Source organism: Paraburkholderia tropica, from assembly GCF_014171495.1.
GTDB lineage: Bacteria > Pseudomonadota > Gammaproteobacteria > Burkholderiales > Burkholderiaceae > Paraburkholderia > Paraburkholderia tropica.
Genome location: NZ_CP049134.1, coordinates 2,233,913 through 2,251,098, shown reverse-complemented (window position 1 = coordinate 2,251,098; position 17,186 = coordinate 2,233,913). Strand labels below are relative to the sequence as shown.

Sequence of the window (17,186 nt, the reverse complement as noted above, 5' to 3'; positions counted from 1 at the left end):
GGAACAATAACGCCCAGGCCGCCCCCGGCGGGCTTCCGGATCAACCTCAGTAGTGTGGAGAGTAACGATGCAAAAGATTCTCGTGGCGCGCCCGATCTTTCCGGACGTGATCGACCGTCTCAAGCAGTATTTCGACGTCGACTGGAACAACGGCGAAACGCTGTCCGCCGAAGCGCTCAAGGCGCGACTCGCCGACAAGGACGGCGCGATCACGATGGGCGACCCTGTCGACGCCTCGACCTTCGCCGCCGCGCCGCGTCTGCGCGTGGTCTCGAACATGGCCGTGGGCTACAACAATTTCGACATGGCCGCGTTCAACGCCGCGAACGTGCTCGGCACCAACACGCCCGACGTGCTGAACGAAACCACCGCCGACTTCGGCTGGGCCCTGATGATGGCCGCCGCGCGCCGCGTGACCGAATCGGAGCATTACCTGCGCGCGGGCAAGTGGCAGAAGTGGTCGTTCGACATGTTTCTCGGCGCGGACATCCACGGCGCGACGCTCGGCGTGATCGGCATGGGCCGGATCGGCCAGGCGCTCGCGCGCCGCGCGCGCGGCTTCAACATGCGCGTGATCTATCACAACCGTTCGCGTGTCGCGCCCGAGATCGAGCGCGAGCTGAACGCGGAATATCGCTCGAAGGAAGATCTGCTCAAAGAGGCCGATCACGTCGTACTGGTGCTGCCGTACACGCCGGAAAACCATCACACGATCGGCGCGGCCGAACTCGCGCTCATGAAGCCCACGGCCACGCTCACCAACATCGCGCGCGGCGGCATCGTCGACGACGCGGCGCTGGCGCAGGCGCTGCGCGAGCGCCGCATCGCATCCGCGGGTCTCGACGTGTTCGAGGGTGAGCCGAGCGTGCATCCGGCGCTGCTCGAAGTCGAAAACGTCGTCCTCACGCCGCATATCGCAAGCGCGAGCGAGGCCACGCGCCGCGCGATGGCCAACCTCGCTGCCGACAATCTGATCGCCGGGTTGGGTCAAGGTCCGCGCGCGGGCCAGCCGCCCAATGCGATCAATCCGGCGGTGATCGGGAAAGCGCGCGCATGAGTGCTGAGTCGTTGATGGCGCTGGTGTTGGCGGCGCTCGCCGTGCTGGCGGTCGTGCTTGCGTTCGCCGTGATCGTGCTGCTGCGCGCGCGCGGCGGCGCGCACGACGAAGCCGCACTCGACGCGCTCGATCAACTGAGCGACCGTCTCGCGGCATCGACCGACACGCAGGCGCGCGCGGCAGAACGCATCGAGCGCGAGTTGCGCAACGAGATCGCGCGCACGGCGCAGGCTTCGCGCAGCGAATTCGGCGGCGGTTTTGCGCAGGTGCAGCAGGCGCTCGCGGCGCATCTCACGAGCATCGCGACCGTGCAGAACGGCCAGATCGACGGTTTCGCGCAGCAGCTCGTCAAGCTCACCGAGAGCAACGCGCAGCAACTCGATGCCGTGCGCCAGAGCCTGCACGTGCAGGCGCAGCAGGCGCGCGAGGAGCAAGCCACGGCGCTGCGGCACTTCGGCACCGTGCTCGGTCAGCAGCTCGCGCAACTGACCGAAGCGAACGACCGGCGTTTTGCCGAAGTGCGCGCGACGCTCGAACAGCGTCTCAAGGACATCGAGGCGAACAACGCGGCGAAGCTCGAAGAGATGCGCCGCACCGTCGACGAAAAGCTGCACGCCACGCTCGAACAGCGTCTTGGCGAATCCTTCAAGCTGGTCTCGGACCGGCTGGAGCAGGTGCATCGCGGGCTCGGCGAAATGCAGACGCTGGCTGCCGGCGTGGGCGATCTGAAGAAAGTGCTGACGAACGTGAAAACGCGCGGCACGTGGGGCGAGGTGCAGCTCGAAGCGCTGCTCGAGCAGATGCTCACGCCCGACCAGTTCGCGAAGAACGTGGCGACCGTGCCGGGCAGCAACGATCGCGTCGAGTTTGCGATCCGCTTGCCGGGCAAGGGTATCAAGGCCGGTGCACCGGACAGCGCGCCGGTCTGGCTGCCCGTCGACGCGAAGTTTCCGCGCGAGGACTACGAGCGCCTCATCGACGCGCAGGAGCGTGCCGATCTCGCGGGCATCGAGGAAGCGGGGCGGGCGCTCGAAACGCGCGTGCGCGCCGAGGCTCGCACCATCGCCGAGAAATACGTCGCGCCGCCGCACACGACCGACTTCGCGCTGCTGTTTTTGCCGACCGAAGGGCTGTACGCGGAAATCCTGCGTCGCCCCGGTTTGACCGATGTGCTGCAGCGCGACTTCCGCGTGACTGTCGCCGGGCCGACCACGCTCACGGCGCTGCTCAACAGTCTGCAGATGGGCTTTCGCACGCTCGCTATCGAGCAACGGTCGAGCGAGGTGTGGCAGGTGCTGGGCGCGGTGAAGACCGAGTTCGGCAAGTTCGGCGACGTGCTCGCGCGCACGAAGACGCAGCTGGAAACGGTCACGCGCTCGATCGAGGCCGCCGAAGTGCGCACGCGCGCGATGAATCGCAAGCTGCGCGACGTGGAGGCGTTGCCGGGCGAAGAGGCGTCGAATCTGCTCGGCGACGCGCTGCCTGGCGGGGAAGAGTAGAGCCCGCGGTATTCCTGCGCCCCTATGAAAAACGGGCCGTCCGCAACGCTGCGGACGGCCCGTTTTTCATGTGACTTGCGTCGCGAGACGCGTGTCAGCTCTGCACGGCGAGCTTGTCGAGCGCGTCGCCCGTCACGCGCACCACGCGCCAGTCGGGGAAGACCGTCGCGCCCATCTTCTCGTAGAAGCGGATGGCCGGCTCGTTCCAGTCGAGCACGCTCCACTCGAAGCGCGCGCATTGGCGCTCCACGGCGATGGCCGCGAGCTTGCGCAGCATAGCGGTGCCCAGACCCGTGCCGCGCTGCGTCGGCTCGATATAGAGGTCTTCGAGATAGAGGCCGCGGCGGCCCAGAAACGTGGAGTAGTTATGGAAGAACAGCGCATAGCCGACGATCTTGCCGGCGTCGTCGGCGACCAGTGCTTCAGCGGCCGGATGCGCGCCGAACAGCGCGTCGGCCAGCAGTTCCGGCGTGCCGGTGAACAGGTGCGTGAGCTTCTCGAATTCCGCGAGCTGGTACATGAGCGCGTGCATGGCGCTCACGTCGCCGGCCGTGGCCGCGCGGATCGTGGCCGCCATTACGCTTCCTCGGGTACGTCGGAGAGATGGATTTCGATGCCGCCGAAGCGCGACGCCACCCAGTTGTACAGATGGCAGGCGATCCACAGCAGCACGAAGCCGACGATCGCATTGAGGATCAGCGCGCTGAACACGGTGCCGAGTTCGAAGGTGCCGTAGCGGAAGAAGGCGACCACCGCGACGAGCAGCACGATCGGCACGCTGAACGTGAGGTAGACGAGGATGAGCGCTTTGGCGGTTTGCCCCGCGGCGATGAACGAGATCTGTTTTTTCATGGAAGTCGGTCCGTAGGTCGAATGGACGTAGCGTGTACAGGATGGCTGGAAGTGGGGCGCGCGCGCTAGACGAGCCCGTCAAAGAGCATGACGTCGACGGCGTCGCCGGCGTCGAGATCGGCGGATTCGTGCGCGAGCACGATGAAGCAGTTGGCTTCGCTCATCGTGCTGAGCGCGCCGGAGCTTTGCGAGCCGGTGGGCGTGACGCGCCACTGGCCGCGCGCGTCGCGTTCGGCGACGCCGCGCTGGAATTCGGTGCGGCCTGCGCGCTTTTTGATCGGCGCTTCGCAGCGCGCGGGAATCAGCGGCACCGGCTGCGGCGTCGCGCCCGACATGGCGATCAGGGCGGGGCGCACGATCTGGTAGAAGCTGACCATGGTCGCGACCGGGTTGCCGGGCAGGCCGAACAGCAGCGCCGGTCGACCCGCGCCCGGATGCCCGCCGGACCAGATGCGGCCGAACGCCAGCGGGCGGCCCGGGCGCATGGCGAGGCCCCAGAACGTGACGTCGCCGAGCGTTTGCAGTTGGGTGCGCGTGAAATCGGCTTCGCCGACCGAGACGCCGCCCGAGGTGAGCACGACGTCGGCGCTCGCGGCGGCCTGCTTGAGCGTGGCGGCGAGCGCGTCGGGCTCGTCGCGCACCATGCCGAGATCGATGGCCTCGACATTCAGGCGGCGCAGCATCGCGCCGAGCGTGTAGCGGTTGCTGTCGTAGATGCAGCCGGCATCGAGCGGCTCGCCGGGCGAGCGCAGTTCGTCGCCGGTCGAAAAGAAGGCCACGCGCAGGCGTCGCTTCACCTCGACTTCGACGAGACCCAGCGAGGCCAGCAAGCCGATGTCGGAGGCGCGCAGCTCGCGGCCCGCGCGCAGCGCCACGCCGCCACGCGCGAGGTCTTCGCCCCGGCGGCGGCGGTTCGCGCCGGGCGAGCTGTCGCGCGCGCTGAAGCGGATCGACGCGGATTCGCCGGTCTGGTCGAGCGTCACGCGCTCCTGCGGCACGACGGTGTCGCAGCCGGCGGGCATCGGCGCGCCGGTCATGATGCGCACGCACGCGCCGCGCGCCACGTCGCCGAGGTAGGGATGCCCCGCGAACGCCTTGCCGGCGATCGTCAGCGTGAGCGCGCCGTCTTGTGCGGCCTGCGCGAGCGCCGCGCTGTCGAACGCGTAACCGTCCATCGCCGAGTTGTCGTGCGCGGGCACGTCGATCGGCGAGATCACATCGACGGCCAGCACGCGCGCGAGCGCTTCGCGCAGCGGCACGCGTTCGCTCCCGGCCAGCGGCGTCACCCACTGCAGCACAATGGCTTGAGCGGCGCTGACGGGCAAGGCTTGAGGATCGAACTGGCTGAGGCTCGCGGCGCTACCGGAGAAAGTGTTAAGCGTGGTCATCGAGTGGAGAAGCGTCGCATCCGCACATTGGGTGCGGCGATCGTCCTGGGAGGCGGGCCAGGTGGGCCGGCGGCTGGCGGCGCGCGGCGGGTGTCCGGTTGCGCACGTCAGGCACGGTCGAGGTCGGCGAGTTCCTGAAATGAATTGATATTGTAAAACGCACGCTCGTCGGCAAAGGCGACTTCGGCCGCCTTGTGGCGCGCGTACCACGCACGCACCTTGCGCTCGCCCGCGTCCAGAAAGGCCGCGAGGTCGTCGGCGAGCGAGACGTGCACGAGCGCGAAAACGGGATGCAGCGAGACTTCGCCCGCAGCGTCGGTCGTGGTCGCGGTCGCGATCGGCACGCCTTGCACACGCGCGGCATCCGCGAGGCGCACGGCGAGGTCGGCGGGCAGCCACGGCGAATCGCACGGCGCGCTCAGCAGCCATTCGATGGGCGCTTCTGTGCGCGCATCGGCGCCCGCTTTGTTTTGCGACACGGCGCGCAGTCCCGCGAGCAATCCCGCGAGCGGGCCCGGAAAATCGGTGAGCGTATCGGCGATCACGCGCGCCTGCCACGGCGCGCCCAGTCCGGCGTAAGTATCGCGGTTGCGATTCGCGCTGATCATGAGCGCGCCGACTTGCGGCGCGAGGCGCGCGAGCACGTGCGCGGCGAGCGGCTGGCCATGCAGCATCTGCAAGCCTTTGTCGGCGCCGCCCATGCGCTGGCCGCGGCCGCCCGCGAGGACGAGCCCGGTGATCGACGAAACGGGAAGGGGAGCGTTCATGCGCGGCTCAGCCGCCGATGTAGGACATTTCAATGCGGCGTTCTTCGCTGGGTGCGGGGGCGTCGGCGCTGCCGCGTAACTGCGAATAGCGGTCGCCGCGCTGCTGCCAGACCTGGGCGATCGCCGCGGCAATGCCGACATCGCTCGCGTCGCTGCGCAACAACGCGCGCAGGTCGTAGCCCATCGAAGCGAACAGGCACAGGTACAGCTTGCCTTCAGTCGAGAGGCGCGCGCGCGTGCAGTCGCCGCAGAACGCGCGCGTGACGCTGGAGATCGTGCCGATCTCGCCCGCGCCATCGGCGTAACCCCAGCGCTGGGCGGTTTCGGCGGCGCTGTGCGCGTCGAGCGGCACAAGCGGGAAGTGTTCGGCAATGCGTGCGACCACGTCGGCGGACGGCAGCACTTCGGCCATGTTCCAGCCGTTCGTGGCGCCGACATCCATGTATTCGATGAAGCGCAGCGTCACGCCCGAGCCGCGGAAGTGGCGCGCGAGCGGGACGATTTCGCTGTCGTTGGTGCCGCGCTTGACGACCATGTTCACCTTGATCGGTGCGAGCCCGACGGCCTGCGCGGCCTCGATGCCGCCCAGCACGTCGGCGACCGAGAAGTCGGCGTCGTTCATGCGGCGAAACAGGGTGTCGTCGAGCGCGTCGAGACTCACGGTCACGCGCGTGAGACCCGCGTCGCGCAGCGCGCGCGCCTTGCGGGCCAGCAGCGAGCCGTTGGTGGTGAGCGTGAGATCGAGCGGCGTGCCGTCGACCGTGCGCAGCGCCGCGAGCCGCTCGATCAGGAATTCGATGTTCTTGCGCAGCAGCGGCTCGCCGCCCGTGAGACGAATCTTGGTGACGCCCTGCGCGACAAAAAGCCGCGCCAGACGTTCGATTTCCTCGAGCGTGAGCAGGGCCGAATGCGGGAGGAACGGGTAGTCCTTGTCGAACACCGCGCGCGGCATGCAGTAGACGCAGCGGAAGTTGCAGCGGTCCGTCACCGAGATGCGCAGGTCACGCAGCGGCCGCGCCAGCGCGTCGACCACCTCGCCCGTCGGTGCGCGCACGGCGTCGGCCGCCAGCCGGGGCGGCAGCGATCGGGCGTCGGCTACGGGGATGATGCGTCGGGACATGTTGGTTTCGAACTCGCTGGTTTCGCGCTCGCGATAGTTCGATTTTAGCCGAAGCGCCCTTTGGGCATGGACGAGGGAGAACGCTGATATATCAAAAAAAAGCCCGCCGAGAGGTGGCGGGCTTTTGCTGCACTGCGATGGGCGTACAGACCGGGGTGGGGCGGGCCGGGCGGATCTCGCGAAAATCTCGTGAGATCCGCCCGGCGCCGCTCGCCGCCTTACTGGTGGCGGCCGGTTTCCACTTGCTGCATCGGCGTGCTGTCGACCGGCGGGAGTGCTTTGCGCTCGCGCGGTGCGCGCGCGGGTCTGGCCACTTGCGCGGCGGCGTCTTGCGAAGCGCGCAGCTTGTCGGCGTCGGTGTTCACCCAGACGAGGCCGGCGCTGGCCAGCATCGTGTCGAGCGAGTCGGTCGACGCGGCGCTGGCCGTCGTCACCTGGACCGGACGCTGAGCGGCGGGCGCGGCGACCGGCGCGGCCTGAGCCGGCGCTTCGACGGGGGCCTGAACCGGCGTCACGGCAGCCGGTGCGGCTTCGACCGGCGCCACGCGCGTTTCGACCGGCTCGGGCTGTGCAACGGCGGCTGCCGGCGCAACTTCCTCGGACGTCGGTGCTTCGACGCGGTCTTCACGCGGTGCCGGGATCTCGGCAGCGACGGCCGGCGTTTCAGCCGGAACCGCCACGACGACCGGAGCCGCAGCTTCGACCGGCGCTTCAACCGGCGCGGCCGGTGCCGCGGGTTCAACGACAACCGGAGCAACCGGCGCAACGTGCTCGACAGGCGCTGCGGGCGCGGCCGGTGCGGTCGTTTCCACGGCTGCCGGCGCGACGGTTTCAACCGGCGCGGGAGCGGCTTGCGGCGCTTCCTGTGCGGCTTCGACGGCCTTCGTTTCGACAGCCTCGACAGCGACTGCAGCAGCAGCGGCGACCGGCAGGGCGGTCACGACCGCCGTTTCCGTCTGGATCGACTCGACAGCAGCCTGTTCGGCGACCGGCGCGTCGATACCTGCATCAACGCCTTCTTCGCCCGATGCGCCGTCTTCCGACGCGCCTTCGTTCGTTACCGTGCCATCCGCATCGCGCTCGCGACGACCGCCACGGCGGCCGCGACGGCGACGACGACGCTCTTCACCTTGCGGCGATGCGCCATCTTCGTCGGCGCCCGACTGGCTCACGCCGTCGGTGAGTGCGGCTTGAGCGGCTTCAGCGGTTTCGCTGTCGGCGCCTGCACCTGCGGCGTCGAGACGGGCTTCCTGCGCCTCGGCGGCCTCGTTCTGCTGCGAGCGGCGGCGTTCGCCACGCTCGCCGCGTTCACGGCGCTCGCCGCGTGCCGGCGTTTCGCCGGATTCGCTGCGGTCCTGACCGCGTTCGACTCGTTCGACGCGCTCGCCACGGGATTCACGCGGTTCGCGTTGTTCACGCGGCTCACGTGCCTCGCGCGGTTCGCGTGCTTCACGCGGCTCGCGCGGTTCACGATTGCCACGGGCTTCGCGTGCCTCGCGCGGCTCGCGTTGTTCACGCGGCTCACGGGCTTCGCGTGCCTCACGCGGCTCGCGGCCTTCGCGTGGTTCGCGGCCTTCGCGCGGTTCGCGTTCCTCGCGACGGCCCGACGGTTGACCGCCGCGCGTGCCGCTCGTGCCTTCGCCACGGCCTGCCGCGTCGCGGCCACCGGTGCGGCGGTTACGGTTGCGATCGCCCGAAGCGGCCTTGTCGCCACGCTCAGGACGGCCTTCGCGTGCCGGACGTGCGGCCTTTTCCTGCGTCTGGACCGGCGCCGGTGCGGGAGCCGCAGCCGGTGCGCCGCCGAACAGGCGCTTGATGAAGCCGAAGAAACCGCCACCGGCCGGTGCGGCCGCAACGGGCGCGGCCGCCGGAATGGCTTCCACCGTCTTCACGGGCGCGGACGGCGCCGGACGATCCGGCGTGATGCCCTTGACCGCGGCTTCCTGCTTCGGCTTGGCTTCGGCGTTGCGCTTGCTGTAGCCGGTTTCCGATTCGAGCTCGCGAGCCGCTTCCTCGGCCAGCTTCCACGAGGCGCGCGGGTCGTCCAGACGCGTATCGTCGTGACGCAGACGCTCGAGCTTGTAGTGCGGCGTTTCGAGGTGCTTGTTCGGGATCAGCACGACGCCGACCTTGAAGCGCGACTCGATCTTGTTGATTTCCGAACGTTTTTCGTTCAGCAGGAAGGCGGTCACTTCGACCGGCACCTGGCAGTGGATCGCCGCGGTGTTTTCCTTCATCGCTTCTTCCTGGATGATGCGCAGGACCTGAAGCGCCGACGATTCCGTATCGCGGATATGACCCGTGCCGTTACAGCGCGGGCAGGTGACGTGGCTGCCTTCCGAGAGGGCCGGGCGCAGACGCTGGCGCGACAGCTCCATCAGGCCGAAGCGCGAGATCTTGCCCATCTGCACGCGTGCGCGGTCGTGGCGCAGCGCGTCTTTCAGGCGCTGCTCGACTTCACGCTGGCTCTTGGCCGACTCCATGTCGATGAAGTCGATCACGATCAGGCCGCCCAGGTCGCGCAGACGCAGCTGGCGCGCGACTTCGTCGGCGGCTTCGAGGTTGGTGCGCGCGGCGGTTTCCTCGATGTCGGCGCCCTTGGTGGCGCGGGCCGAGTTCACGTCGATGGCGACCAGCGCTTCGGTGTGGTCGATCACGATCGCGCCGCCCGAGGGCAGCGGCACCGTGCGCGAGTACGCCGTTTCGATCTGGTGTTCGATCTGGAAGCGCGAGAACAGCGGCACGTCGTCGTGATACCGCTTCACCTTGCTGACATTGTCCGGCATCACGATATCCATGAAGGCGCGCGCCTGGTCATAGATTTCGGTGGTGTCGATGAGGATTTCGCCGATGTCGGGCTGGAAGTAGTCGCGGATCGCGCGGATCACGAGGCTCGATTCCAGATAGATCAGCATGGGCTGACCGGTCGTGCCCGCCTGCGACGCCGCTTCGATGGCGCGCCACAGTTGCAGCAGGTAGTTCAGGTCCCACTGGAGTTCTTCGGCGGAGCGGCCGATGCCGGCCGTGCGCGCGATGATGCTCATGCCTTCCGGCAGTTGCAGCTGCGCCATGGTTTCGCGCAGTTCCTGACGGTCGTCGCCCTCGATGCGGCGCGAGACGCCGCCGCCGCGCGGGTTGTTCGGCATGAGGACCAGATAGCGGCCGGCGAGCGAGATGAACGTGGTCAGGGCCGCGCCCTTGTTGCCGCGCTCTTCCTTCTCGACCTGGACGATCAGTTCCTGGCCTTCCTTGAGGGCGTCCTGGATGCGCGCACCGCGCATGTCCACGCCGTCGCGGAAGTACTGGCGGGCGACTTCCTTGAACGGCAGGAAGCCGTGGCGGTCTTCGCCGTAGTTCACGAAACACGCTTCGAGCGAGGGCTCGATGCGGGTCACGATGCCCTTGTAGATGTTGCCTTTGCGCTGTTCGCGCCCGGCGGTTTCGATGTCGATGTCGATGAGCTTCTGTCCATCGACGATGGCGACACGCAGTTCTTCCTGCTGTGTCGCATTAAACAGCATGCGTTTCATTGAACGGCTCCAGTGCGGCTTTGCGCGCGGCCTGCGGGCGCCCGACGCTTCGACGGGCAGAACGCAAGCCGGCAGCGGCAAGCCGCGCCTTATTGTGTTGTCACAAGCACGCTGGAGCAGGAACGTTGGGGGGGAGAATTGCCTTGTGTGGGCCCGGTCCGGCGTTGTGTTGCCATGGACGGGCCGCGTGGGCACATGCGAAATACGTCTTCAACAAGCGGCCAGACATGCCGTGGAAGTGCGACGGCACGGATTTCCTGCGCTTCCGATCCGACTGCTGCGCGCGGCGGCGGCATACTGCGCCTTGCACGAACGCAACAGAAGACAAACCGCAGCGGCGAACCGCGCGCGCTTGCGGCTGGATCAGCTTCGCGGCCTGGATATCAAAGCAGGACCGCGTATGGGAAGCCTTCAGGAACGCCCGTCTTCCCCCTCGGGGTGTCTCGCCACCTTTGACGTCGCCATGTCCCGCACATTGCCGGGACGCTTCGGGCGCTCGCCGTATTTTCGCCACCGTGGCGTGGCGTCGCGGTCACTTCGACCACGCGGCGCCGCGCCACGGATGAATTCTTTATACCAATGTTCCGTTACCGTCGGAGGCCGCGCCGACCGAACGTGCCTGTGGGCGCCGTCCCTGCCGTGCGGATTTCCGTGCGTGCAACTCGTTGCATCTCTTCTTTCGGGGTGAGCAACCCGCCCCGGGCGCAAGTAAAATAACCGTTTATCGCTTGCTGCCTGCGCGTGCAGCGCGGTTCAGGTCCGGTCGAACCTCCTTGGGTATCCATCGGATGGTTCTGGAACTTTTAGGCCGTTTGGCCTACCGTCGCGTCAGCGCTGGGCAAATTATATTCAGAATGAAAGGGTTAGGCAAAACATCCCAGAATCCGGTCGCAGCCGACCAGGTTTCGATCGTCGAAATCGACGATGGCGCCGCGGGTCAGCGGATCGATAATTTTCTTTTGCGCGTCTGCAAAGGCGTGCCGAAAAGCCACATCTATCGCATTTTGCGCAGCGGGGAAGTGCGCGTGAATAAGGGCCGGGTCGATGCGCAGTACCGGCTCGAACTCGGCGACCTCGTGCGGGTGCCGCCGATCCGCATCGCCGAAAAACCGGCGCAGGCGTCGGCGCCCGTGCCGCCCGGCCAGTTCCCGATCCTGTTCGAGGACGACGCCATGCTCGTCATCGACAAGCCGGCGGGCGTCGCCGTGCACGGCGGCAGCGGCGTGGCGTTCGGCGTGATCGAACAGTTGCGCGAGGCGCGTCCGCACAGCAAATTCCTCGAACTCGTGCACCGGCTCGACCGCGAAACGTCCGGCGTGCTGATGCTGGCCAAGAAGCGCGCGGCGCTGGTCGGCCTGCACGAGCAGATGCGCGACAACAAGACCGACAAACGTTACTACGCCTGCGTCCACGGCGACTGGGCGAGCGACTGGGGCCGCCGTCGCGCGGTCAAGGAGCCGCTGCATAAATATCTGACCCCGGAAGGCGAGCGCCGCGTGCGCGTGCAGGCCGACGGCATGCCGTCGCACACGGTTTTCAATCTCGTCGAGCGCTGGCCGCATTACGCGCTGCTCGAGGCGGAACTGAAGACCGGCCGCACGCATCAGATCCGCGTGCACCTTGCGCATCTGGGCCTGCCGATCCTCGGCGACGCCAAGTACGGCGACTTCGCGCTCAACAAGGCGCTGGCGCGCACCGGCGCGAAGCCGGGCCTCAAGCGCATGTTCCTGCATGCGCACCGGCTTAAGCTCGCGCATCCGATCACGGGCGAGACGCTGCAGTTCGAAGCGCCGCTGCCGCCGGAGCTGCGCAGTTTCGTCGACGGACTGCGCGCGCAGCGCGAAGGCGCGGACGGCGAGAGCCAGGCCGCCGCGCAGCCGGAATGACGCGGGGGCGCGAAGCCGCGCCACCCGGAAGCGGAACGAAGCCGGAGAACAAGCCGGACGAAAAAACAACAGTGTTTGGAGAAGGACCGTATGGCTCGACAGCAATTTGACCTGATTGTGTTCGACTGGGACGGCACGTTGATGGATTCGACGGCCCACATTACGCGCAGCATTCAGGCGGCCTGCCGCGACCTCGGCTTGCCTGTGCCCGGCGACGAGGCGGCCAGCTACGTGATCGGCCTCGGCCTGCGCGAAGCGTTGCAGATCGCCGCGCCCACGCTGGCGCCCGCCGACTATCCGCGCCTCGTGGAGCGGTATCGCGTGCACTATCTGCTCAAGGATCAGGAGACGGAGCTGTTCGCGGGCGTGCGCGAGATGCTCACGGAACTGCGCGACACCGGCTATCTGCTCGCGGTGGCCACCGGCAAGAGTCGCGTGGGCCTGAACCGCGCGCTCGCCGAGGCGCGCCTCACGAGCCTGTTCGACGGCACGCGCTGCGCCGACGAAACGTTCTCGAAGCCGCATCCGGCCATGCTTCAGGAACTGACGCGCGAACTGGGGCAGGATCTCGGTCGCACGGTCATGATCGGCGACACCACGCACGACCTGCAGATGGCGGCCAACGCCGGCGCGGCGGGCGTGGGCGTGGCGTATGGCGCGCACGCGTCGACCTCGCTCGAAGCGCTCGCGCCCCAATACATCGCCGCCGACGTTCCGGCGCTTGCGACGTGGCTGCGGGAGCACGCATGAGCCTGCCTGAGAACGAGGCGGGGCTCGCGGCGGTACGCGTGTGCGCGGCCGGTGAACTCGCCGACGGCGGCGCCGGCAAGCGCCTCGACGCGACCTACGCGGGCGGTCCGGCCGTCGTGTTCTTCGTGCGCTTCGGCGGCGAGGTCTACGGCTACCTGAACCGCTGCGCGCACGTGCCGATGGAGCTGGACTGGGTCGAAGGGCAGTTTTTCGAGTCGTCGGGGCTCTATCTGATGTGCGCCACGCACGGCGCGATCTACGAACCCGAGACGGGCAAGTGCGTCGGCGGGCCGTGCCGCGGCGGGCGGCTGCGCCCGGTTCGCGTCGAGGAACGCGACACGCCCGAAGGCCGTGCGGTATTCTGGCTGCCGGACGCCGACCTGAGTCCGACCCCTTTGTGATCCTTCGCTGATTCTCACCGCACGCATGTCAGATAATCCGACCCCTGATCAGAACGAGCCGGAGCGCCCGATGCACTCCGGCAAATCCGAAGCCGCCAAGACCGGCTGGGAGCGTGACGCGCTCGAACGCATCGCCATGGCCGCGATCGTGGAGCAGCGCGCGGCGCGGCGCTGGAAAATCTTCTTCCGCTTCGCGTTTCTGGCGGTCTTCCTGCTGATCGCCTGGGCACTGCTCGACTTCTCGGGCGCGCGCGTGGAGGGCGGCGGCAAGCACACCGCGCTCGTTTCGCTGGACGGCGAGATCTCGTCCGATACCGCCGCGAACGCCGAAGATATCAACAATGCGCTCGACAGCGCCTTCGACGACGACGGCACGGCCGGCGTGATCCTGCACATCGACAGCCCGGGCGGCTCGCCCGTGCAGGCGGGCATCATCAACGACGAAATCCACCGTTTGCGCGCCAAATATCCGGCTATTCCGCTTTACGTGGTGGTCGGTGACATGTGCGCATCGGGCGGCTATTACGTCGCGGCGGCCGCTGACAAGATTTACGTGAACAAGGCGAGTATCGTCGGCTCGATCGGCGTGCTGATGGACGGCTTCGGCTTCACGGGCCTGATGGACAAGCTCGGCGTCGAGCGCCGTCTGCGTACTTCGGGCGAGAACAAGGGCTTTTTCGATCCGTTCTCGCCGGATACGCCGAAGATGGACGCGCACGCGCAGGCGATGCTCGACCAGATCCACCAGCAGTTCATCGACGCCGTGAAGGCCGGGCGCGGTTCGCGTCTGAAAGATACGCCGGACATCTTCTCGGGCCTGTTCTGGACCGGCCAGAAGAGCGTGGAACTCGGCCTCGCGGACGGTTACGGCGACACCGACTACGTGGCGCGCGAGGTCATCAAGGCGCCCGACGTGGTCGATTACACGGTCAAGCAGAGCATTTCCGACCGCGTGGCGAAGCGTTTTGGCGCGAGCGTCGGCTCGTCGGCGATGCAGTCGCTGATTTCGGGCGCGAAGATGTCCTTGCGTTAAGCGCTTGGCGCAGCTCGCAAAAAACGGCCGCTGGCGATGGCGCAGCGGCCGTTTTCTTTTGGGGCGCTATGGCGCGCCCGGATCAGTTTGCCAGCATCAGAAAGATCGCGGGCCGCTTGTGCAGATCGGGCGTCGGCGGCTTTTTCCAGTCGGAGATCGTGCGGCTCAGGATCGTCTCGGTCGGCAGCGTGAGGTCGGCGGCCACGCACACGAGCGTCGAGGGCGCGCAGGTCGCGACCAGCGCGTCGAGCAGCGTCTTGTTGCGATAGGGCGTCTCGATGAAGATCTGCGTCTGCTTCGCCTTGCGCGAGGTCTGTTCGAGTTCGCGCAGCTTCTTGATGCGCTCGTTGGCGTCCACCGGCAGATAGCCGTGGAACGCGAAGCTCTGGCCGTTCAGCCCGGACGCCATCAGCGCGAGCAGGATCGAGCTCGGGCCGACCAGCGGCACGACCTTGATGCCGCGCTCGTGCGCGCGGCGCACCAGCAGCGCGCCCGGATCGGCCACGGCGGGCACGCCCGCTTCGGACACGAGCCCCGTGTCGATGCCTTTCAGCAGCGGCGCGAGCAGCTTGTCGACTTCGCCCGCGGGCGTGTTCACGTTCAGTTCGCGGATCTCGATCTCCTGGATCGGCCGCGTGGTGCCGACGCGCTTCAGGAACGCGCGCGTGCTCTTGGCGTTTTCGCCGATGTAGCTCGCGAGCGTGCCGGCGCGCTCTCGCACGGGCGCGGGCAGCACGTAGGCGAGCGCGGCTTCGTCGCCGTCGCCGAGCGTGTTGGGGATCAAATACAGCGTGCCTTTCGAGGTGCCTTGCGCGGTCATGCCTGGGTCTCCAGCAGCGGATAGCCCGCGGCCAGCAGCATGCGCGTGAGCGCGATGAGCGGCAGGCCGATCAGGGCGGTGGGATCGTCGGATTCGATGGCTTCGAGCAGCGCGATGCCGAGGCCTTCGGATTTGGCGCTGCCGGCGCAGTCGTAGGGCTGCTCGGCGCGCAGATAGGCGTCGAGCGCGGCGTCCGGCAGGTCGCGAAAGCGCACCTTCGTCACGATATCGACGCTATCCGTTTGGCCAGTAGCGGTATCGAGCAGACTGAGCGCACTATGGAACAACACTTCGCGGCCGCGCATGCTGCGCAACTGGTCGAGTGCGCGCTCATGCGTGCCGGGCTTGCCGATCTGGCTACCGTCGAAGGTCGCCACCTGGTCGGAGCCGATCACGAGCGCGCGGCCCGTGATCGCGGGCAGGGCGGCGGCCACGGCGCGCGCCTTGGCTTCGGCGAGGCGCAGCGCGGTCGCTTGGGGCGTTTCGCCGGGCTGCGGCGTTTCGTCCAGATCGGGCACGGCGGTGTCGAACGGAATGCGCAGGCGTTCGAGCAGCTCGCGGCGGTAGCGCGAGCTGGAGGCGAGGATCAGCGCGGGGCGGCCCGAGGGGCGGCCCGTCTGCGGCGCGGGCGAGATAGGTGGCTGCATGATCGGTCGTCGGTATCAAAAAGAGTGGCGGCTTGCGCGGGGCGGCTGAAAAACGAGGGGCGGATGACCGCTCGCCGTCGAAAAGCGCTGGCCGCACAGAGGCTTGCGGACGTGAGCCTAACTGTTTGACTCACAAAGATAAAGGCGTTATGATTTTGGGCTTTTCATCGGTACGCTCTAATCTGTACGTCCGCGTGTGGGCCTTTCCGTGGGGCGCAAATCAGTAGCGCGCAGTAGCAGATTGAGCGCCAAATGAGCGCCAAAGCCCTTAGGGCTGTACCGAACACAAGAATATTTGAAATTGAAATACGCAGGCCGGCAGCGTCTGCTTCTTTGCATCGCTTGCAGGTCGCATGTCTGAAGCAGGAGAGCGCACATGACCGAACAATCTGGTAAGCCTGCCGGCGCGGAATCGAGCAAGAGCGGCGCGCTCAATCCGCGCGACCTCGATATCTTCGAATTCGCGCGTAGCGGTCGCGAAGCTGCAGGCGTGGTGCGCCTGTCGCAGCTCCCGCGCATGCTCAACGAAGTCCCGGCCGAGGCGCCCGATCGCGACAGCGCGTTCACGTGGCAAGCCGCCGGCTTCACGCAGCAGGAATTGCAGGACGACGGCACTGAAGGGCCGCAACCTTATCTGCGGCTCGCGGTCCACGGCAGTGGGTGGCTCACGTGCCAGCGTTGCCTCGCTCCCTATGAGCAGGCATTCGATGCAGATGCGATCTTCCGTATCGTCCAGACGGAAGAGGAGGCGGACGAGTTCCCGCTCGACGACGATGAAGTCGAAGTGATCGTAGGCTCACGCCAGTTCGATCTCGTCGACTTGATCGAAGAGGAGTTGTTGCTCTCGCTGCCGCTCGTGCCGAAGCACGAAGTCTGTCCGGAAATTCACGAAAGTCTCGCCTCGGGTGCCGACGGCGCGGACGGTGTGGACTCCGTCGACGACGTGCCGGAGCAGGAAATCGAGACGGAAGAGCGCGTCAACCCGTTTGCGGCGCTCGAATCGCTCAAGAAGGACGGTCCCGGCAGCAAGCATTGAGCTGAGCCGCCGGTGGCGTGCAGTATTGCGCAGTTAAATTCGTGGGCCCAGTCCCGGAGTCCGGCCATCCCCCAGGGTGGCGGCGGCCGGATCGGGCTGTGTTAGAATTCGGAAAATTTTCAGGAGTTTCATCATGGCAGTTCAACAAAACAAGAAGTCGCCGTCGAAGCGCGGCATGCACCGCTCGCACGATTTCCTCACGGGCGCGCCGCTGGCTGTCGAGCCGAGCACGGGTGAAGTGCATCTGCGTCACCACATCAGCCCGAACGGCTACTACCGCGGCAAGAAAGTCGTCAAGACCAAGAACGACTAATCGTTCCAGCGTGCGGCGCTGCGGTCCTCACGGGCTGCATGTTGCGCCGCACATGGCGATTCCGTTCGCTTGACATTTTCTCGGCAC

At 67.2% G+C, this 17,186-nt stretch carries 16 protein-coding genes; 8 read left to right on the top strand and 8 right to left on the bottom strand.

Annotation, left to right across the window (positions count from 1 at the left end):
• Positions 1 to 67: 67 nt before the first annotated feature.
• Complete coding sequence (locus tag G5S35_RS10090) at positions 68 to 1,057, top strand: 2-hydroxyacid dehydrogenase (RefSeq protein WP_065061291.1); 990 nt, start codon at positions 68 to 70, stop codon at positions 1,055 to 1,057.
• Positions 1,054 to 2,556: a DNA recombination protein RmuC gene (locus tag G5S35_RS10085; RefSeq protein ID WP_373681648.1), complete on the top strand. Its 1,503-nt coding sequence runs from the start codon at positions 1,054 to 1,056 to the stop codon at positions 2,554 to 2,556. The genes G5S35_RS10090 and G5S35_RS10085 overlap by 4 nt, the downstream gene beginning before the upstream one ends.
• A gap of 94 nt (positions 2,557 to 2,650) precedes the next feature.
• Here G5S35_RS10085 and G5S35_RS10080 read toward each other — a convergent pair whose 3' ends face one another.
• The 6 genes from G5S35_RS10080 to G5S35_RS10055 all read right to left on the bottom strand — a co-directional run bounded on the left by G5S35_RS10080 (position 2,651) and on the right by G5S35_RS10055 (position 10,213).
• Positions 2,651 to 3,133 carry a GNAT family N-acetyltransferase gene (locus tag G5S35_RS10080; RefSeq protein WP_065061293.1) on the bottom strand — a complete coding sequence of 161 codons (483 nt, stop codon included), beginning with the start codon at positions 3,131 to 3,133 and terminating at the stop codon, positions 2,651 to 2,653.
• A complete protein-coding gene (locus G5S35_RS10075; protein WP_065061294.1) occupies positions 3,133 to 3,408 on the bottom strand; it encodes a hypothetical protein in 276 nt (91 codons plus the stop codon). Before G5S35_RS10075 ends, G5S35_RS10080 begins: the two co-directional genes overlap by 1 nt.
• Positions 3,409 to 3,473: 65 nt before the next feature.
• Positions 3,474 to 4,796, bottom strand: a complete 1,323-nt coding sequence (gene moeA / locus G5S35_RS10070; protein WP_183038265.1) for a molybdopterin molybdotransferase MoeA — start codon at positions 4,794 to 4,796, stop codon at positions 3,474 to 3,476.
• 107 nt (positions 4,797 to 4,903) lie between these two features.
• Positions 4,904 to 5,563, bottom strand: a complete 660-nt coding sequence (mobA, locus tag G5S35_RS10065; RefSeq protein WP_183038264.1) for a molybdenum cofactor guanylyltransferase MobA — start codon at positions 5,561 to 5,563, stop codon at positions 4,904 to 4,906.
• A gap of 7 nt (positions 5,564 to 5,570) precedes the next feature.
• Complete coding sequence (gene moaA, locus G5S35_RS10060) at positions 5,571 to 6,683, bottom strand: GTP 3',8-cyclase MoaA (protein WP_124260881.1); 1,113 nt, start codon at positions 6,681 to 6,683, stop codon at positions 5,571 to 5,573.
• Positions 6,684 to 6,901: 218 nt separating this feature from the next.
• Positions 6,902 to 10,213 carry an Rne/Rng family ribonuclease gene (locus tag G5S35_RS10055; protein ID WP_183038263.1) on the bottom strand — a complete coding sequence of 1,104 codons (3,312 nt, stop codon included), beginning with the start codon at positions 10,211 to 10,213 and terminating at the stop codon, positions 6,902 to 6,904.
• 854 nt (positions 10,214 to 11,067) lie between these two features.
• Here G5S35_RS10055 and G5S35_RS10050 point away from each other — a divergent pair.
• The 4 genes from G5S35_RS10050 to G5S35_RS10035 all read left to right on the top strand — a co-directional run bounded on the left by G5S35_RS10050 (position 11,068) and on the right by G5S35_RS10035 (position 14,283).
• Positions 11,068 to 12,099 carry an RluA family pseudouridine synthase gene (locus G5S35_RS10050; RefSeq protein WP_183038837.1) on the top strand — a complete coding sequence of 344 codons (1,032 nt, stop codon included), beginning with the start codon at positions 11,068 to 11,070 and terminating at the stop codon, positions 12,097 to 12,099.
• Between the two features lie 90 nt (positions 12,100 to 12,189).
• Positions 12,190 to 12,849, top strand: coding sequence for an HAD-IIIA family hydrolase (locus G5S35_RS10045; protein WP_074983843.1), 660 nt, complete (start codon positions 12,190 to 12,192; stop codon positions 12,847 to 12,849).
• A complete protein-coding gene (locus G5S35_RS10040) occupies positions 12,846 to 13,250 on the top strand; it encodes a Rieske (2Fe-2S) protein (protein WP_065061301.1) in 405 nt (134 codons plus the stop codon). The genes G5S35_RS10045 and G5S35_RS10040 overlap by 4 nt, the downstream gene beginning before the upstream one ends.
• 25 nt (positions 13,251 to 13,275) lie before the next feature.
• Positions 13,276 to 14,283, top strand: a complete 1,008-nt coding sequence (locus G5S35_RS10035; protein WP_065061302.1) for a S49 family peptidase — start codon at positions 13,276 to 13,278, stop codon at positions 14,281 to 14,283.
• An 82-nt stretch (positions 14,284 to 14,365) separates the two neighbouring features.
• Here the strand turns inward: G5S35_RS10035 and G5S35_RS10030 are convergent, their stop codons facing one another.
• Together G5S35_RS10030 and G5S35_RS10025 are read right to left on the bottom strand one after the other, a co-directional pair.
• Positions 14,366 to 15,103 carry an SAM-dependent methyltransferase gene (locus G5S35_RS10030; protein ID WP_065061303.1) on the bottom strand — a complete coding sequence of 246 codons (738 nt, stop codon included), beginning with the start codon at positions 15,101 to 15,103 and terminating at the stop codon, positions 14,366 to 14,368.
• Positions 15,100 to 15,750 (bottom strand): Maf-like protein, encoded by a 651-nt coding sequence (locus tag G5S35_RS10025; RefSeq protein ID WP_065061304.1) that lies wholly within the window; start codon positions 15,748 to 15,750, stop codon positions 15,100 to 15,102. The genes G5S35_RS10030 and G5S35_RS10025 overlap by 4 nt, the downstream gene beginning before the upstream one ends.
• Before the next feature lie 376 nt (positions 15,751 to 16,126).
• Here G5S35_RS10025 and G5S35_RS10020 point away from each other — a divergent pair, with 376 nt between their 5' ends.
• On the top strand, positions 16,127 to 16,786 hold the full coding sequence (locus G5S35_RS10020; RefSeq protein ID WP_065061305.1) for a DUF177 domain-containing protein: 660 nt from the start codon (positions 16,127 to 16,129) through the stop codon (positions 16,784 to 16,786).
• 133 nt (positions 16,787 to 16,919) lie between these two features.
• Positions 16,920 to 17,099 (top strand): 50S ribosomal protein L32, encoded by a 180-nt coding sequence (gene rpmF, locus G5S35_RS10015; RefSeq protein WP_018441573.1) that lies wholly within the window; start codon positions 16,920 to 16,922, stop codon positions 17,097 to 17,099.
• Positions 17,100 to 17,186: the final 87 nt, after the last annotated feature.

Coding starts and splice junctions, on each gene's coding strand:
- G5S35_RS10090 (WP_065061291.1), top strand. CDS start 68: ATGCAAAAGATTCTCGTGGCGCGCCCGATCTTTCCGGACGTGATCGAC.
- G5S35_RS10085 (WP_373681648.1), top strand. CDS start 1,054: ATGAGTGCTGAGTCGTTGATGGCGCTGGTGTTGGCGGCGCTCGCCGTG.
- G5S35_RS10080 (WP_065061293.1), bottom strand. CDS start 3,133: ATGGCGGCCACGATCCGCGCGGCCACGGCCGGCGACGTGAGCGCCATG.
- G5S35_RS10075 (WP_065061294.1), bottom strand. CDS start 3,408: ATGAAAAAACAGATCTCGTTCATCGCCGCGGGGCAAACCGCCAAAGCG.
- moeA (WP_183038265.1), bottom strand. CDS start 4,796: ATGACCACGCTTAACACTTTCTCCGGTAGCGCCGCGAGCCTCAGCCAG.
- mobA (WP_183038264.1), bottom strand. CDS start 5,563: ATGAACGCTCCCCTTCCCGTTTCGTCGATCACCGGGCTCGTCCTCGCG.
- moaA (WP_124260881.1), bottom strand. CDS start 6,683: ATGTCCCGACGCATCATCCCCGTAGCCGACGCCCGATCGCTGCCGCCC.
- G5S35_RS10055 (WP_183038263.1), bottom strand. CDS start 10,213: ATGAAACGCATGCTGTTTAATGCGACACAGCAGGAAGAACTGCGTGTC.
- G5S35_RS10050 (WP_183038837.1), top strand. CDS start 11,068: ATGAAAGGGTTAGGCAAAACATCCCAGAATCCGGTCGCAGCCGACCAG.
- G5S35_RS10045 (WP_074983843.1), top strand. CDS start 12,190: ATGGCTCGACAGCAATTTGACCTGATTGTGTTCGACTGGGACGGCACG.
- G5S35_RS10040 (WP_065061301.1), top strand. CDS start 12,846: ATGAGCCTGCCTGAGAACGAGGCGGGGCTCGCGGCGGTACGCGTGTGC.
- G5S35_RS10035 (WP_065061302.1), top strand. CDS start 13,276: ATGTCAGATAATCCGACCCCTGATCAGAACGAGCCGGAGCGCCCGATG.
- G5S35_RS10030 (WP_065061303.1), bottom strand. CDS start 15,103: ATGACCGCGCAAGGCACCTCGAAAGGCACGCTGTATTTGATCCCCAAC.
- G5S35_RS10025 (WP_065061304.1), bottom strand. CDS start 15,750: ATGCAGCCACCTATCTCGCCCGCGCCGCAGACGGGCCGCCCCTCGGGC.
- G5S35_RS10020 (WP_065061305.1), top strand. CDS start 16,127: ATGACCGAACAATCTGGTAAGCCTGCCGGCGCGGAATCGAGCAAGAGC.
- rpmF (WP_018441573.1), top strand. CDS start 16,920: ATGGCAGTTCAACAAAACAAGAAGTCGCCGTCGAAGCGCGGCATGCAC.